This is a genomic window from Streptomyces sp. NBC_01217, assembly GCF_035994185.1.
In the GTDB taxonomy this organism is placed as follows: Bacteria; Actinomycetota; Actinomycetes; order Streptomycetales; family Streptomycetaceae; genus Streptomyces.
Map to the genome: position 1 here is coordinate 3752770 of NZ_CP108538.1, position 15088 is coordinate 3767857.

General features: G+C 71.5%; 13 protein-coding genes. 5 read left to right on the forward strand and 8 right to left on the reverse strand.

Annotated elements, in window-relative coordinates; all coding sequences use genetic code 11:
- Positions 1 to 15: 15 nt before the first annotated feature.
- Complete coding sequence (locus OG507_RS16445; protein ID WP_327367947.1) at positions 16 to 798, reverse strand: dioxygenase family protein; 783 nt, start codon at positions 796 to 798, stop codon at positions 16 to 18.
- A gap of 151 nt (positions 799 to 949) precedes the next feature.
- Between OG507_RS16445 and OG507_RS16450 the strand changes: the two genes are divergently transcribed.
- A complete protein-coding gene (locus OG507_RS16450) occupies positions 950 to 1462 on the forward strand; it encodes a MarR family winged helix-turn-helix transcriptional regulator (protein WP_327367948.1) in 513 nt (170 codons plus the stop codon).
- Between the two features lie 105 nt (positions 1463 to 1567).
- Here the strand turns inward: OG507_RS16450 and OG507_RS16455 are convergent, their stop codons facing one another.
- Both OG507_RS16455 and OG507_RS16460 read right to left on the reverse strand, forming a co-directional pair.
- A complete protein-coding gene (locus OG507_RS16455) occupies positions 1568 to 3094 on the reverse strand; it encodes an MFS transporter (protein WP_327367949.1) in 1527 nt (508 codons plus the stop codon).
- 243 nt (positions 3095 to 3337) lie between these two features.
- Complete coding sequence (locus tag OG507_RS16460; protein ID WP_327371999.1) at positions 3338 to 4000, reverse strand: TetR/AcrR family transcriptional regulator; 663 nt, start codon at positions 3998 to 4000, stop codon at positions 3338 to 3340.
- A 318-nt stretch (positions 4001 to 4318) separates the two neighbouring features.
- Between OG507_RS16460 and OG507_RS16465 the strand changes: the two genes are divergently transcribed.
- A complete protein-coding gene (locus OG507_RS16465) occupies positions 4319 to 5596 on the forward strand; it encodes a M6 family metalloprotease domain-containing protein (RefSeq protein ID WP_327367950.1) in 1278 nt (425 codons plus the stop codon).
- Positions 5597 to 5656: 60 nt separating this feature from the next.
- Here OG507_RS16465 and OG507_RS16470 read toward each other — a convergent pair whose 3' ends face one another.
- Both OG507_RS16470 and OG507_RS16475 read right to left on the reverse strand, forming a co-directional pair.
- Positions 5657 to 7399 carry a class I adenylate-forming enzyme family protein gene (locus tag OG507_RS16470; protein WP_327367951.1) on the reverse strand — a complete coding sequence of 581 codons (1743 nt, stop codon included), beginning with the start codon at positions 7397 to 7399 and terminating at the stop codon, positions 5657 to 5659.
- A gap of 92 nt (positions 7400 to 7491) precedes the next feature.
- Entirely contained in the window at positions 7492 to 8886 is a 1395-nt protein-coding gene (locus tag OG507_RS16475) for a hypothetical protein (RefSeq protein ID WP_327367952.1), read from the reverse strand.
- A gap of 252 nt (positions 8887 to 9138) precedes the next feature.
- Between OG507_RS16475 and OG507_RS16480 the strand changes: the two genes are divergently transcribed.
- Positions 9139 to 10440, forward strand: coding sequence for a molybdopterin-dependent oxidoreductase (locus OG507_RS16480; protein ID WP_327367953.1), 1302 nt, complete (start codon positions 9139 to 9141; stop codon positions 10438 to 10440).
- Between the two features lie 334 nt (positions 10441 to 10774).
- Here OG507_RS16480 and OG507_RS16485 read toward each other — a convergent pair whose 3' ends face one another.
- From OG507_RS16485 to OG507_RS16495, 3 genes are read right to left on the reverse strand one after another with little or no spacing between them, the layout of a single operon-like run.
- On the reverse strand, positions 10775 to 11626 hold the full coding sequence (locus OG507_RS16485) for a class I SAM-dependent methyltransferase (protein ID WP_442810988.1): 852 nt from the start codon (positions 11624 to 11626) through the stop codon (positions 10775 to 10777).
- Positions 11623 to 12273, reverse strand: coding sequence for a TIGR04282 family arsenosugar biosynthesis glycosyltransferase (locus OG507_RS16490; protein WP_327367954.1), 651 nt, complete (start codon positions 12271 to 12273; stop codon positions 11623 to 11625). Before OG507_RS16490 ends, OG507_RS16485 begins: the two co-directional genes overlap by 4 nt.
- Positions 12270 to 13016, reverse strand: a complete 747-nt coding sequence (locus tag OG507_RS16495) for a glycosyltransferase family 2 protein (protein ID WP_327367955.1) — start codon at positions 13014 to 13016, stop codon at positions 12270 to 12272. The genes OG507_RS16490 and OG507_RS16495 overlap by 4 nt, the downstream gene beginning before the upstream one ends.
- A 123-nt stretch (positions 13017 to 13139) precedes the next feature.
- On the opposite strand from OG507_RS16495, the gene OG507_RS16500 reads away from it, so the two are divergent.
- Positions 13140 to 13928 carry a response regulator transcription factor gene (locus tag OG507_RS16500; protein WP_327367956.1) on the forward strand — a complete coding sequence of 263 codons (789 nt, stop codon included), beginning with the start codon at positions 13140 to 13142 and terminating at the stop codon, positions 13926 to 13928.
- Positions 13925 to 15058, forward strand: a complete 1134-nt coding sequence (locus tag OG507_RS16505; protein ID WP_327367957.1) for a sensor histidine kinase — start codon at positions 13925 to 13927, stop codon at positions 15056 to 15058. Before OG507_RS16500 ends, OG507_RS16505 begins: the two co-directional genes overlap by 4 nt.
- The last annotated feature ends 30 nt before the right edge of the window (positions 15059 to 15088 follow it).

A 15088-nucleotide genomic window follows, 5' to 3' on the forward strand; every position in this document is an offset into this window, starting at 1 on the left:
GCCTCGCCGACGCTCTCAGCCGAACTGCACCGAACGCTTCGCGAGCCCCATCCAGAACCCGTCGATGACACTGCGCCCCCGGTCCAGTTCGTTCTCCGAGGCGCCGAGCGTCACGAAGAGCGGCGCGAAGTGCTCGGTGCGCGGGTGGGCCAGCCGGCCCGCCGGGGACTTGTGCTCGAAGTCGAGCAGGGCGTCGATGTCCTGCGCCCGCAGCGCCCGGTTCCCCCAGTCGTCGAACTCCGCCGACCAGCCGGGCGTGCCGCCGCCCGCATGCCGCAGGGCGGCCAGGTTGTGGGTGAAGAAGCCGCTGCCGACGATCAGGACGCCCTCGTCGCGCAGCGGTGCGAGCCTGCGTCCGATGTCCATCAGCTTCTGCGGGTCCAGCGTGGGCATGGAGATCTGGAGTACGGGGATGTCGGCGCCGGGGAACATCTCCACCAGCGGGACGTACGCCCCGTGGTCGAGCCCGCGGTCCGGGATGTCCTGGACCGGTGTACCGGCGCCGCGCAGCAGCTTGCGTACGTTCTCCGCCAGCGCGGGCGCGCCCGGGGCGGCGTACTGCACCTGGTAGTAGTGCTCCGGGAAACCCCAGAAGTCGTAGACGAGCGGGACCGCCTGCGTGGCGCCGAGGGCGAGCGGGGCCTCCTCCCAGTGGGCGGAGACCATCAGGATCGCGCGGGGGCGGGGCAACTGGGCGGACCAGGCGGCCAGTTCGCCGGGCCAGACCGGGTCGTCCGCCAGCGGCGGTGCGCCGTGGGAGAGATAGAGGGCGGGCATGCGCTCCGCGGTGACTGTCATGACACTCCCCATCCGCTGCTGATCGAGGTAAGTCTTCTCTTTGAGTCTTTGAGCTTTGAGTCTTCGAGAAAGAAGATTTCTTTAATCTTCAAGCTTCTGCTACCGCAGACCTTAGCCCTGTCTAGTTAAACTTTCAAGAAAAGGTCGTACAGTGGAGTACATGACCACGGCACCACCCGGCGAGCCCCGCTGGCTCTCCGACGAAGAGCAGGGCGTCTGGAGTGCGTATCTCCACGCCACCACGCTCATGGAGGACCACCTCGACCGCCAGTTGCAGCGCGATGCCGGGATGCCGCACATCTACTACGGACTGCTCGTCCAGCTCTCCCGGGCGCCGCGCCGCCAGAAGCGGATGACCGAGCTCGCCAAGGACGCCAAGATCACCCGCTCCCGGCTCTCGCACGCCGTCGCGCGGCTGGAGAAGAACGGCTGGGTGCGCCGCGAGGACTGCCCGTCCGACAAGCGCGGCCAGAACGCGGTCCTCACCGACGAGGGCTACGAGATGCTCCGCCGGTCCGCGCCGGGTCATGTCAGCGCCGTACGCCAGGCGATGTTCGACCGGCTCACACCCGAGCAGGTGCGCTCGCTCGGCGAGATCATGCAGGCCGTCGCCACCGGACTGCAGCCGGAGGGCACGGACGCGGACCTGCCCTGGCTGCGCTGAGCGACACGCCGCACTCCATATACCGAAACGGCTCTGCCCCGGTTCCGTCGAACGGAACCGGGGCAGAGCCGCGTTCACTTCACTTCGCGCGTCGCGCGACCCACGTCAGTGAGCGACGACCGGGACCTTGAACTCCTCGGCACCGTCCGCGTCACCCGAACCGGAGGCTCCGGTGATGGTCGCGGAGGGGCGCCCGGCGTTGATGAAGGTCACCGCGATCGCGGAGGCCACCACCAGGATGCCGACGGCCCACCAGATGGCGCCGGTGAAGCCGTGCACCATCGACTGGAGCTTCAGCAGCTCCGGGTCGGAGGCGCCGAGTGCGGCGTGCGAGGTGGCGTACGCCGTCGCGGCGGAGGCGGCGATGGTGTTCAGCAGCGCTGTACCGATCGCGCCGCCCACCTGCTGCGAGGTGTTGACCATCGCGGAGGCGACACCCGAGTCCCTCGGCTCGACGCCGTGCGTGGCCAGCGACATGGCCGGCATGAACGCCGTACCCATGCCCAGCCCCAGCAGGAGCTGTGCGGGCAGGATGAGCGCGGTGTACGAGGAGTCGATCTCCAGCTGCGTCAGCAGCAGCATGCCGATGGCGGCGGCCAGGAAGCCGGGGCCCATGAGCCTGCGCGCCGGGACCCGGGTCATCAGCCGGGCACCGATCTGCGTCGAGCCGGTGATCATGCCCGCGATCATCGGGAGGAAGGCGAAGCCCGTCCTGATCGGCGAGTAGCCCCTCACGACCTGCAGGTAGTACGTCAGGAAGAGGAACAGCCCGAACATCGCGATGATGGCCAGACCCAGCGAGAGGTAGACACCACCGCGGTTGCGGTCCAGCACGACCCGCAGCGGCAGCAGCGGCGACTTGACCCGGGCCTCGGTCAGCACGAACGCCAGGAGCAGCACACCGGATGCGACGAACATGCCGATGGTCACCGCGTCCGACCAGCCGGAGGACTCGGCGCGGGTGAATCCGTACACCAGCGAGACCAGACCCAGCGCGGACAGGACGACGCCCGGGATGTCGAGCGACGAGCGGTTGCGGCTGCCGGACGGCTCACGGATCACGAAGTACGCGCCCGCGGCCGCGACGATGGCGAACGGGATGTTGACGAAGAACGTCCAGCGCCAGTTCAGCGCCTGGGTGAGGAAGCCGCCGAGGATCAGGCCGACGGCGCCACCGCCACCGGCGATCGCACCGTAGATGCCGAACGCCTTGGCGCGCTCCTTGGCATCGGTGAACATCACGGCGAGCAGCGACAGGGCCGCCGGGGCGAGCAGCGCGCCGAAGACACCCTGGAGTGCCCGGGAGCCGAAGAGCATGCCCTGGTTCTGCGCCGCGCCACCGAGCGCGGAGGCCAGCGCGAAGCCGATCAGGCCGACGACGAAGGTCCGCTTGCGGCCCCAGAGGTCGGCGATCCGGCCGCCGAAGAGCAGCAGTCCGCCGAAGGCGAGGGCATAGGCCGTGATGACCCACTGCTTGTTGGCGTCGGATATGCCCAGGGCCGTCTGGGCGTGCGGCAGCGCGATGTTCACGATCGTGGCGTCGAGCACGACCATCAGCTGCGCGAGGGCGATGAACGCCAGCGCTTTCCAGCGGCTGGGGTCCGGAAGTCGGATATCAGCTGTTTTTGACATGGATGTATCCACCTAAGGACGCGCGTGGGCGCGCGAAGTCATGAACCGGAAGGTCGGTGAACGGGCAGTCGGTCGACGACGGTCGGCGGGGCGACAGTCGGCAAAGGGAAACGCGGTGCGCAATGTGGTCTGCGATGCGGTCCGCGTCGTGGTGTGCGATGTGGTCTGCGATGCAAGGAAAGGGATGGTCAAGGCGTGGCGGGCGCGCCCCCGGGCGCCTGGTTCAGGCGCCCGGCGCGGGAGTCATGGCCGTCGCCGCAGATCCTCCAGGGTCGCAGCCGTTCCGGGCAGTCGGGACCGGGCCGGAGCCTCCAGTCCGTCCAGGAACAGCTGTAGATGGCGGTGGGTGAACCGGTCGATGGCCAGGCAGCCGGTGCCGGGCAGGGGCCGGGTGAGCTGGAAGAGGGCGACCATGACGTCACCGACGGCGATGTCGGTACGCAGGCGCCCCGCGGACATGGCGCGCGACACGAGCCCTTCGACGGCCTCTTCGAGGCGCCGGCGCTCGGCGAGCAGATCGGGATGGGACTTGTCGAAGCCGCCGGCCAGCATCGGGCACAGCGCACCGATCCGTTCGTCGGCCGCCGCGTGCACGAAGCGGCTGAGCGCGGCGAAGGGATCGGTTTCCCCGGCCGTCGCCTCTTCGGCGCGGTCGGTGGTGCGGGAGGTGACCGCGAGCACGACCTCGTGCGTCAGCGCGGCCCGGTCGGGGAAATTCCGGTAGAGCGTGGCATTGCCGACACCGGCACGGCGGGCCACCTCGTCGAGCGGCACATCCGGCCCGAACTCGACGAACATCTCGCGCGCCGCCGCCACGATCCGCTCCCGGTTGCGCAGTGCATCGGCCCGCGGACGGGTCGTCCTGGGCTGCGCGGCCGCGCTGGCGGTGCGGGTGACGGTATCCACGACGAGTGCCCCTGCCTTCCGACTCTTCCGGTCCTCGTCACGACGCTCTTCACTCTTCGCCGTGACGACGCTCTTCGTTCTCATTGACGATACTTTCCCGTAACCGGGGACCGTCTCCCCGTTTCGGCGGGGACACAGGTTCAAACGGGGAAGGGATCCCCGGTTATTTCCCAGCACAATGTGACCTGAAGCACATCCCCGGAACGGGAAAACCAGCCGATCGGCGCACTCAACGAGCGGTGCCGCATCACCCGCCACAGGCTGATCCGCAGAGCGCAGTCAGGGCCGGCCGACTGCCGCGGACCCCGAGGCGCCTCTATGCAGAAATCCCGCCGCCGGATACGCAAGCACCGCCACCCGGTCGCGCTCGTCTCCGCAACGGCCCTGGTCGTCACCACCATGGCCACGGCCAGCAGCAGTCTCCCGATACCCAGCCGGGCCTCGGCCGGCCCCACCGCCGAGGCCCGTTCGGCGGGCATCGCCCCGTGCCGGATACCGGCGGCCATGGGCGTACAGATGTCGGAGGGCATGCCGACACCGACGGGCTACGCCCGCTCCACGGGCAAGGTCCACGCCCTCAACCTGATGGTCGACTTCCCGGACGCACCGGGCACCGAGCCGGCGATGGACCGGTACGCCGAATTCTTCCCGCAGACCACGAACTGGTTCCGGACCGGTTCGTACGGACGGCTCACCTACATCCCCGACGCCCCCCTGAAGTCCTGGCTGCGGATGCCACTGCCGTTCTCGGAGTACGGGATAGACCGCGGATCGCCGTACGAACCGGGCTACCGCCACCTCGTCCAGGACATAGTCGCCACGGCCGACCCGAAGATCGACTTCGGCAGGTACGACCTGGTCAACATCCTGGTCACACCCAACGCCGGGCCCTCCGCCCTGGACACCGTCCTGTCCGTGACCTTCTCCGGCAACGACGACGCCCTGCACGCGGACGGTGTCGCGCTCTCCAACATGTCCTTCATATACAGCCGCCAGGACGACGGCTCGGGGTCCTACCCGCAGACCGGCTACCGCGTCCTGCCGCACGAGAACGGCCATGTCTTCGGCCTTCCCGACCTCTATACGACGGAGGGCGGCGGCTCGGTCGGGCACTGGGACATCATGTCCGAGGACTGGGGGGCCAACAACGACCTGCTGGGCTGGCACAAGTGGAAGCTCGGCTGGCTGGACAACAAGCAGATCAGCTGCGCCTCCGGGTCCGGCACCAGCGACCACGTACTCGAACCGCTCTCCACCCGGGGCGGCACGAAGCTGGCGTTCGTACCGCTGAGCGGCGAGTCCGGCTACGCCGTGGAGGTACGGACCCAGGCGGGCAACGACCATGCGGTCTGCCGCCCCGGCGTGCTGATCTACAAGGTGAGCTCGGACGTCGACACCGGCCAGAAGCCGGTGTCCGTGGCCGACAGCACCAAGGACAGCAGCGGCTGCACCCGGCTGCCCAATGTGCATGCCCAGCTCTCCGACGCCACCTACCAGAAGGGCGGGACGTTCACCGACCGGACCAACGGGATACGCATAACCGTGGTCGACAAGGACGACAAGGGGAACTACCACGTCCGGATCACTCGCCCCTGACCCGCTCCCCCTCCCCGCAGACCCTGCGGATCGCCGCAGGGTCCGTGGACGCCACCCGCGTCACGCGCCGCCGGCCGACTGCCGCACCTCGGCCTCGACAGGCCCGCGCAGCTCCCGCTTGAGGATCTTCCCGGTCGGATTCCGGGGCAGCGGTTCCTCGCGTACGAGCACATGGGCCGGGACCTTGAACGCGGCCAGGCTCCGCCCGACGTGCGCCCGCAGCTCCTCGGCCGTGACGGTGGCACCGGCCCGCAGCCGGACGACGGCGGCGACCTCCTCGCCCAGGACCGGGTGCGCCACCCCCAGCACCGCCGCGTCCTCGACGTCCGGGTGGTCGTGCAGCGCCGCCTCGACCTCCACGCAGTACACGTTCTCCCCGCCGCGGATCACCATGTCCTTGATCCGGTCGACGACGCTGACCAGCCCCCCGTGCACCACCGCGAGATCACCGGTCCGCAACCACCCGCGGGTGAACGCCCGAGCGGTCGCCGCCTCGTCGCGCCAGTAGCCGCGGACCAGGGACTGACCGCGCAGCCACAGCTCACCGACCTCGCCCTCGGGCAGCGCCTCGCCCGCGGGACCGGCGATCCGCACCTCGGTGGTGGGTGTCGGACGGCCGACGCTGCCGGGGTGCAGCCGGTATTCGGCGCCGAAGTTCGCCAGGACACCGCCGCTGGTCTCGGTCAGGCCGTAGCCGTTGCGGGGCTCGATGCGGTCGCCGTGGCGGGCGGTCAGCCGCGCGACGAGGTCGGGCGGGGCGGCGGCCCCGCCGGTGTTCAGCATCTGGAGGCTCTCCAGGCCGTCGCCCGCGTGCTCGGCCGCGGCGAGCAGCTGGAGCGCGGTCGCCGGGACGCCCGCGTAGTGCGTGACGCGGTGCTCACGGATCAGCCGGAGCGCCTCCTCGGCGTCCCACTTCCGCATCAGGACGAGGGTGCCGCCCGCCGCCATCGCCGCGTAGAAGCCGGTGAACGCGGCGACGTGGAAGAACGGGAACGTCAGCAGCGGCACCGGGGCGGGCCCCTGCCCGGGGATGATCCCGCGCCCGAGCGCGGAGGCGGCCGCGTGGTACCGCGGGTTGAGCGCGGCGCCCGCCTGGGCGAGATGGGTGGCGACGGCCCCCTTGGGCCGGCCGGTGGTGCCGGAGGTGTAGATGATCGTCGCGTCGTCCTCGGGCCGGATCTCGGCCTCGGGGGGCGCGGCGAGCGGATCGGGCGCGGGCAGGTCCTCGTACCGCTCGACGCCGTCGGGCACCTCCCCCTCCTCGTGGAAGACGACCACGCGCGCCCCGTTCTTCGCCGCCCACCCGGCGATCCCGGGCAGCCGCTCGCCGTCCACCAGGAGCACCCTGGGCCCGGAGTCGTCCAGCGCGTACGTGAACTCGTCCTCGGTCCACCAGGCGTTGAGCGGTACGGCGACCAGTCCGGCCAGCTGCGCGGCCCAGAAGGCGATCTGCCACTCCGGGTGGTTGCGCATCGCGACGACGGCCCGGTCGCCCCGGCGCAGCCCGTACGTCCCGGTCATCCGGCAGGCCAGCGCGGACGCGGCGGCGAAGAACTCGGCGTAGGAGTAGCTGCGCTCTTCCGCGATCAGGAACGGCCGGTCCCCGAAGGCCCAGGTGGCCTCCACGAACTCACGGAGTGTCCTGGGCCCGTCCGCGTACACGAGCGACCCGGCATGCGTCCCGTCCTCCGCCCGCACCACGGCGAACGGGGCTCCGGGACCGGTGAGCACGCCTTCGATACGGGCGGCGGCCTCCGCGGCGGCAGCTTCCTCGGCGGCGGGGGTCGGGTCGGTGTGCGGCACGAACGGCCTCTCTAAGCGCTTGCTCAGGACGTTCGCGACGCTATGCCCGCACCCGCGCCCCGTCAAGACAGCCAACCGCGGTCGCCCTCTCCTCACCACCCGGTCCACACGAGGTGATTGACGAGCAGGGCGACGACGGCCTGAGCTGCCAGCCAGCCGCGCCGGGTGCCGGTGGGCAGCAGCGCGGCGGCGGGCAGCAGCCAGAGGATGAAGGGCTGCCAGATGCGCTCGGTCTCCGCCTTGCTCATCCCGGACAGGTCGGCGACCAGGAGTGCCAGGAGCGCCGCCAGGGTGAGCAGGATCAGCCGTTGGGCCGGGCCCCCGGTACCGGTGCGCAGGGCACGTACGGCTCCGGGGGCTCCGGCCGCGGCACGGCGGAGTCCGGCGACCGTGGCGAGGCCCGCGGCGATCGTGGTGCAGGCGAGATTCGCCCAGACCCAGTAGGAGTACGGGCGCAGTCCGCCCGCCCCCTGGTAGTAGCGCTCGACCAACAGCCGGTAGCCCTCCCACCAGTTGTAGCCCGCCAGGGTGAAGGCGGCCGGGACGACCAGCGCTCCGAGGAGGACGAAGGGGAGCGGGCGGACGGTGCGGGTGAGCACGAGGACGGCCAGGAGCAGGACCGCGATCAGCGTCAGGCCGTAACTGAGGTAGCAGGTCAGGCCGTACAGCAGACCGGAGGCGAGTGCCGCGGTACAGGGGAGACGGACCGACCGGGTCGCGGCCACGGCGAGGAGTGCCACGGACCAGGCGGCGACGGCGGTGAAGTAGGCGTCGGCCGAGGTGCCCGTCCACACCGCGACCGGTGCGAGGACCAGGAACGGCGCGGCGCGGCGGGCCAGGCGCTCATCGGCCAGGGCGCGGAGCGCGATCAGTGCGGCGGGGACGGCGGAGGTGCCGGCCACGATGCACCAGACCCCGGCCCAGGCGCCGCCGCCGAGCCCGATGCGGTCGAGGAGGACGAAGGTGAGCGTGGCGCCCGGCGGGTGACCGGCGACATGGGCGGGCCAGTTGCCCGCAGGGCCGATCAGGATGTGGCCGTTGAAGCCGTGCAGGGCCGCGCCGATGTCGTGGAAGCGGTCGATGACCTGTAGGTATTCATGTTTGGTGGTGAGCCGTTCGGCGATGCCCCGTCCCCAGCCGTCGATCATCGCCAGTGAGAGGACCCAGGCGAGCGATGCCGCCCAGGCCGCCGGGAGCAGCGCCCGCCGGCGGATACGGTCGGCCAGCGGCGGCCCGTACGCGACGACGGCCGCCGCGACGGCCGCGGCGGCCGGGGTGCCGGGGCCGATGTGCGGGTACCAGGACGCCAGCAGGGGAGGCCAGTGGACGAAGAGGCTCTGGTCGGCGCTCTGGATCGCCCGGCCCACGACCACGGCGGCGGTGACGAGCAGGACGCCCGCGGCGGCGGCCGTCAGGTCCAGGCGGCGGCCGGTGCGGTCCTCGGTGTCGTCCCTGGTGGGATGTGCTGTGCGCTCCTCGGTCTTCACGCACGCACGGTATGCGCAGAGGGGCCGTTGCGCGCGGTGCCACCGGGGCGCGTCACCGAACCGTCAGATCTTGCTCCGGTCCTGCTCCGGACCCGCTCCCGTCCTGCTCCCGTCCTGCTCCCGTCCTGCTCCCGTCTTGCTCCTGTCCTTGCTCCTGTCCTTGCTCCGACCAGCCGCTCCGGCGTGTGACGTCAGACTTTCGTCAGGAGTCGTACGCGCTCCGGCCGGGTGTCCCGGGCATAGCTTCGGGACATGGGCGACAGACGTTTCGGCAAAGGCTTCCCCTTCCCCCGCTCCGGCACGGTTGCGGGTCGGGGCCCGGCCGTTGCGGAGCGGCTTCCCTCCTCGCCCGGGTTCTGGCGCAGTCCGGTGCGCGGCGTCAGGTTCACGGCGGTGCTCGGGCTCGTCCTGCTCGCCGGGCTCACCCTGCTGTTCGTGACCGGTCTGCTGTCGTACGCCGCGTACAACCCGGATCTCGCACGGGTCAACGACAAGACTCCGGGCAAGGGGCTGCTGGGGTTCTATCTCTTCGCCTGGCCGACGAGTCCGCACTGGCTGTACCGGCTGACTCAGGGGCTGCACGTCACGGTGGGCATCGCGCTCGTCCCCGTACTGCTGGCGAAGCTGTGGTCGGTGATCCCGAAGCTCTTCACGCTGCCTCCGGCCCGTTCGGTGGCGCATGCGCTGGAGCGGGTGTCCCTGCTGCTGCTCGTGGGCGGGGCGCTGTTCGAGTTCATCACCGGGCTGCTCAACATCCAGCTGGAGTACGTGTTTCCGGGGTCGTTCTATCCGCTGCACTTCTACGGGGCGTGGGTGTTCTTCGCCGCGTTCCTCGCTCACATCGGACTGAAACTCCCGCGGGCCGTAAGGGTGCTGCGCAACGGAGAACTGCGCGGTGAAGTGGATGAGCTTGCTGCCCCCGCGCCCCACGCGCCGACCATCTCCCGGCGCGGCGCGCTCGCCATGGTGGGCAGCGGGTCGCTGCTGCTGCTGATCACCTCGGCGGGCCGGAGCTTCGACGGGCCACTGCGGCAGATCGCCCTCCTCACCCCGCACGGCGCGGCCGAACCCGGCCCGGGGCCGAACGGCTTCCAGATCAACAAGACGGCCGCGTCGGTCGGAGTGACGGCGGCCGACACGGGGCAGGGGTGGCAGCTCACCGTCAGCGGGCCGGCCGGGGAGTTCCGGCTCGGCCGCGAACAGTTGCTGGCCATGGACCAGTACAGCGCGGCGCTGCCCATCGCCTGTGTGGAGGGCTGGGCGACCTCGGACCAGTGGTGGCGAGGAGTACGGCTGCGGGATCTGGCGGCGCTCGCGGGGTATCCGGACCGGCCGCCGGGAGTGCTGGTTGAGTCCCTCCAGCGCAGTGGGGCGTTCCGCAGGGCGGCGCTCCGCGACAACCAGGTGCGCGACCCGCGTTCACTGCTGGCCCTGGAGGTCAACGGCGAGGAACTGTCGCTCGACCACGGATACCCCGCACGGATCATCGTCCCGGCCGCTCCCGGTGTGCTCAACACCAAATGGGTGGCCCGGCTGGCCTTTGGAGAGCTGTGAACAGGGTGAGTCCTCGGATGTTCCTGCGCCGTTGGTACGGGGAAGGGCCGCTGCATCTCCTCCTGCTGGCCGCCACGTTCGCCCTGGCGGGCTATGCGGGCATGCGGCTGCTGGAGGGCGAGACGTTCGCGGTGGTGCTGTGGTTCGTCGGCTCGGCCCTCCTGCACGACCTGGTGCTGCTTCCGCTGTACGCGTCGGCGGACCTGGCCGTACGCCGGTCGCTCGGGCCCCGCTCCGGGCTGATCAACCACATCCGCGTCCCGGCCTTCCTCTCCGGCCTGCTCCTGCTGATGTGGCTCCCGCTGATCACCCGGTGGGCGGTGCGCTACGAGCCCTACAGCGGGCTGTCTCTCGATGTGTTCCTGGGGAACTGGCTACTGATCACGGCCGTGCTGTTCGGGGCGTCGGCGCTCCTGCTCGTGGCCAGGGCCGTACGGCTGCGGCGCAGGGACACGAAGCACCGGCCGCCGGCCTCCCACTGATCGACGGACTGCCATCCGTACGGCTGCGCGTACCGCAGCAGGGCAGGTGTGCCGAGCCGGGCCCAGGGAAATGCCGAGCCGTCCGCGGGCTCGACCGCGCCTGCGCCGACGTTCCTTGTGCCGTGTCCGCGTCCGTATCCGTGCCCGCGTCCGTCGTCCAACCGGACCTGGAGTCGCTCGTCGATGTCCTGCGGTGTCGTCTCGGCGATGAGCAGACCGCCCGGGTAGAGCAGGTCGGCCGTGCGGCGCAGCAGGCGGCGCGGGTTCCCGCCGATGCCGATGTTGCCGTCGAGGAGCAGGGCGGTTCCCCAGCGGCTCTCGCCCGGCAGCGGGTCGAAGACAGAACGGTGCAGCGCCGCACCACCGAGCCGGAGAGTGCGGGCGACGGCCGTCTCGCTGATGTCGATGCCCAGCGCGCGATGGCCGCGGACGGACAGCTCGACGACCAGCCGCCCGGGCCCGCAGCCGATGTCCAGGACGGGCCCTTCGCAACGACGCAGCGCCGACAGATCAGCGGCATCGGCATCCGCGCACCAGCGCTCGACGTCCAGGGGCAGCAGCCAGCCATCGGTGCGCCGGAGGAAGAGCGGCCCATGACCGTTGCGCAACGCGTTGGCATACGGGTCGATGCCCCAGGACGCGGCATCACGATCCGCGGCCGGGGTCGCGGTGCCGAGCCGGCTGCGGCGGGAAGCCGTGCTCACCGCGCCTCCGGTCCGGTCAGCCGGGCCAAGGTTGCGGCGAAGCCGCCGTCCGGCGCGGCGGCGGCGACGGCTGTGGCGTCCTGCGCGGTGTCCACGTCACGCAGCCGTGGCAGGTCACGCACGGTCAGCCCGGCATCGACCAGACGTCTGCGCTGAACCGCGCCGGTCTCGGGTACGGACATGGGCACGCCCCGCAGGAGTTCCGGGGCGGGGACGGCCAGGCCCAGCGCCCAGAAGCCGCCGTCGTCGGCCGGCCCGAACCAGGCGTCGCAGCCGTCCCAGGCGGCCGGACCGAGCGCGGCGGCCAGATGGGCGGCGGTGACCTGCGGCGTATCCATGCCGATGAGAAGCGTCGGGCCGGTGACGGCGGCGAACGCCGCGGCGAGCCGCTCGTCGAGGCGGCCGGTGCTCTGCGGCAGCACCTCGATACCGGCCGGCAGCCATGGTCCCGGCCGGCCGTCCAGAACGACGGCGCGGCGCCGGGCGGGCAGGGCGCACACGGTCCGCAGGGTGTCGCCGAGCGCCGCCTCGGCGAGCCGGGCGGCCTGGGCAGGCGTGAACGGCGGGGTGAGCCGGGTCTTGACCCGGCCCGGCAGCGGCTCCTTCGCGATGACCAGCAGGGTGGTCGGCCCGGCCGGGGCGCTCACCGCCGGACCCCCTGGCGCGCAGCCCCCGGCACCGTCCCGGCCGGTGGCCGCAGCAGCACCGCACGCATGTCGCGCACCGCCTGCCAGGTGCCCCGCCACGTACCGGTGACCTTCGACCTCCCCGTACGGGGGAGATACGGGACATCGGTCTCCGTGACCCGCAGCCCGGCGTCGGCCGCGCGGACCACCATCTCCAGCGGATAGCCGCTGCGCCGGTCGGCGATGCCGAGCACCAGTAGATCCGTCCGCCGCCCGGCGCGCATCGGGCCGAGGTCGTGCAGCCGCAGACCGGTGCGGCGGTGCAGCATCCGGGCCAGCGCGAGATTGCCGGCCCGGGCGTGCAGCGGCCAGGCACCGCGGCCCCGGGGGCGGCGACGGCCGAGCAGCAGATCGGTCTCCCCCTCGGCGATCCGGCGTACGAAGGCGGGGAGCAGGGCCGGGTCGAGGGAGCCGTCGCAGTCGCAGAAGCAGACGAACTCCGCCTCCGCGGCGAGCAGTCCGGCATGGCAGGCGGCGCCGAAGCCGCGCCGCGGCTCGTGCACGACGGTCGCACCGAGCGAGCGGGCCAGCTCCGCCGAGCCGTCGGTGGACCCGTTGTCGACGACGATCGCGCGCCAGCCGTCCGGGACGGCGCCCAGCACCCCGGGCAGGGCCGCGGCCTCGTCCAGGCAGGGCAGGACCACATCGGCGGTCGGGGCAGGAAGATCGGCGGACGACAGGCCCGCCGGAGGGGAATCGGTCACGCCGCTCACCCTACGGAGCGGAAACCGACATTCCGGGCTCCATTTTCTTACGAAATATGGACGTCGGCCCGGGGGCGGCAAACCGGCGGTCCGGCCGCCTCATATGCGTGCCAGGGTGGTGAGATGCAGAACATCCCGGACCGCCCAGGCCCAGGTACCGCCTCATCGCCCGCCCCCGTACACAGTCACGTCCTCGTCGTCGACGACGATCCGACGGTCGCAGAGGTCGTCGTCAGCTACCTGGACCGGGCCGGGTACGACGTCGAGCGGGCGGAGGACGGCCCGGCGGCGCTGGAGCGCTTCGCCGGGCGCCGGCCGGACCTGGTCGTCCTCGATCTGATGCTGCCGGGCATGGACGGGTTCGAGGTCTGCCGTCGCATCCGCGCCCACAGTTCCGTACCGGTCATCATGCTGACGGCGCGCGGCGACGAGGACGACCGCATCCTGGGCCTGGAGACGGGCGCGGACGACTACGTCACCAAGCCGTTCAGCCCGCGCGAGCTCGTGCTGCGCGTCGACTCGGTGCTGCGCCGCAGCCGCGCCGCTGCCACCACCGCGGACGCTCCCCGGGCCCCGCTGCGGGGCGCCGGACTGCACCTCGACCCGACGGCCCGCCGGGCGACGCGTCGCGGCCGTGAACTGACCCTGACCCTGCGGGAGTTCGATCTGCTCGCGTTCCTGCTGCGCCACCCCGGCCGGGTATTCACCCGGGAGGAACTGATGCGGCAGGTCTGGGGCTGGGACTTCGGCGACCTGTCGACGGTGACGGTCCATGTGCGGCGGCTGCGCGGGAAGGTCGAGACGGACCCGGCCCGTCCGCAGGTGATCCAGACGGTGTGGGGTGTCGGCTACCGCCTGGACCCGGCCCCGGACGAGCACCGGGGTGCGACGACCGATACGGAGCCGGCGTGACCGACATACTCCTCATCGCACTCTTCGCGTTCCTGGGCGCCGCCGTGGCCGGACTGCTCGGTGCGCTCGTCCTGCGGCTCTTCCGGCACCGTTCGCTCGTCGTGTCGCTGACCGTCGTCGCCGCTGTCGCCGTCACCGCGATGCTCGCCGGAACCCTCGCGGTCGCCTGGGCGATGTTCCTGTCACCGCACGATCTGACCGTCGTCACCACCGTCGTCGCCATGGCCGCGGTGGTGTCGCTCGTCACCGCGATGCTCCTGGGCCGCTGGGTAGCCGCCAGAAGCCGCGAACTGACGCTCGCGGCCCGCTCGTTCGGCGAAGGCGGCACATTCGCCGCCCCCGTGGAACAGACGACGGCCGAACTGGCCTCCCTGGCGGAGGAACTGGCCGCCACCAGCGCCAAGCTCGACAGCTCCCGCGCTCGGGAGCGCACGCTGGAGGCATCGCGGCGCGAGCTCGTCGCCTGGATCTCGCACGATCTGCGGACCCCGCTGGCCGGGCTGCGGGCCATGTCGGAGGCGCTGGAGGACGGCATGGCCACCGACACCGGGCGCTATCTGCGGCAGATCCGCACCGAGGTGGAGCGCATGAACGACATGGTCGGCGACCTCTTCGAACTCTCACGTATCCACGCCGGATCGCTCACCCTGACGCCCTCCCGCACCTCCGTCCACGACCTGGTCGGCGACGCTCTCGCGGGCGCCGATCCGCTGGCCCGCGAGCACGGTGTGCGGCTGGTCGGGAGCCGTGTCGACGCCCTTCCGGTGGACGTCGACAGCAAGGAGATGAGCCGGGTCCTGGGCAACCTCCTGATCAACGCGATCCGCCGCACGCCCGCCGACGGAACCGTCGCCGTGGCAGCGCAGCGCAGCGACGACACGGTGGTGCTCTCGGTGACGGACGGCTGCGGGGGCATCCCCGAGGAGGATCTGCCCAGGGTCTTCGACACCGGCTGGCGCGGCAGTCATGCCCGGACGCCCCCGGCAGGCGCGGGCCTCGGACTCGCCATCGTCCGCGGCATCGTCGAGGCGCACGAGGGCCGCGCGGGCGTCCGTAACGTGGCCGGCGGCTGCTGCTTCGAGGTCACACTCCCCCTGGCACCGGTCGGGCACCGGCGCTCTGCGCGTTGAGCACGGTGGACGGCAATCCGGCTCGAACAC

What these genes read in the sequence shown, in the direction of transcription:
- OG507_RS16500 (WP_327367956.1), top strand. Translation starts at nt 13,140, where the DNA reads ATGCAGAACATCCCGGACCGCCCAGGCCCAGGTACCGCCTCATCGCCC.
- OG507_RS16455 (WP_327367949.1), bottom strand. Translation starts at nt 3,094, where the DNA reads ATGTCAAAAACAGCTGATATCCGACTTCCGGACCCCAGCCGCTGGAAA.
- OG507_RS16480 (WP_327367953.1), top strand. Translation starts at nt 9,139, where the DNA reads ATGGGCGACAGACGTTTCGGCAAAGGCTTCCCCTTCCCCCGCTCCGGC.
- OG507_RS16465 (WP_327367950.1), top strand. Translation starts at nt 4,319, where the DNA reads ATGCAGAAATCCCGCCGCCGGATACGCAAGCACCGCCACCCGGTCGCG.
- OG507_RS16445 (WP_327367947.1), bottom strand. Translation starts at nt 798, where the DNA reads ATGACAGTCACCGCGGAGCGCATGCCCGCCCTCTATCTCTCCCACGGC.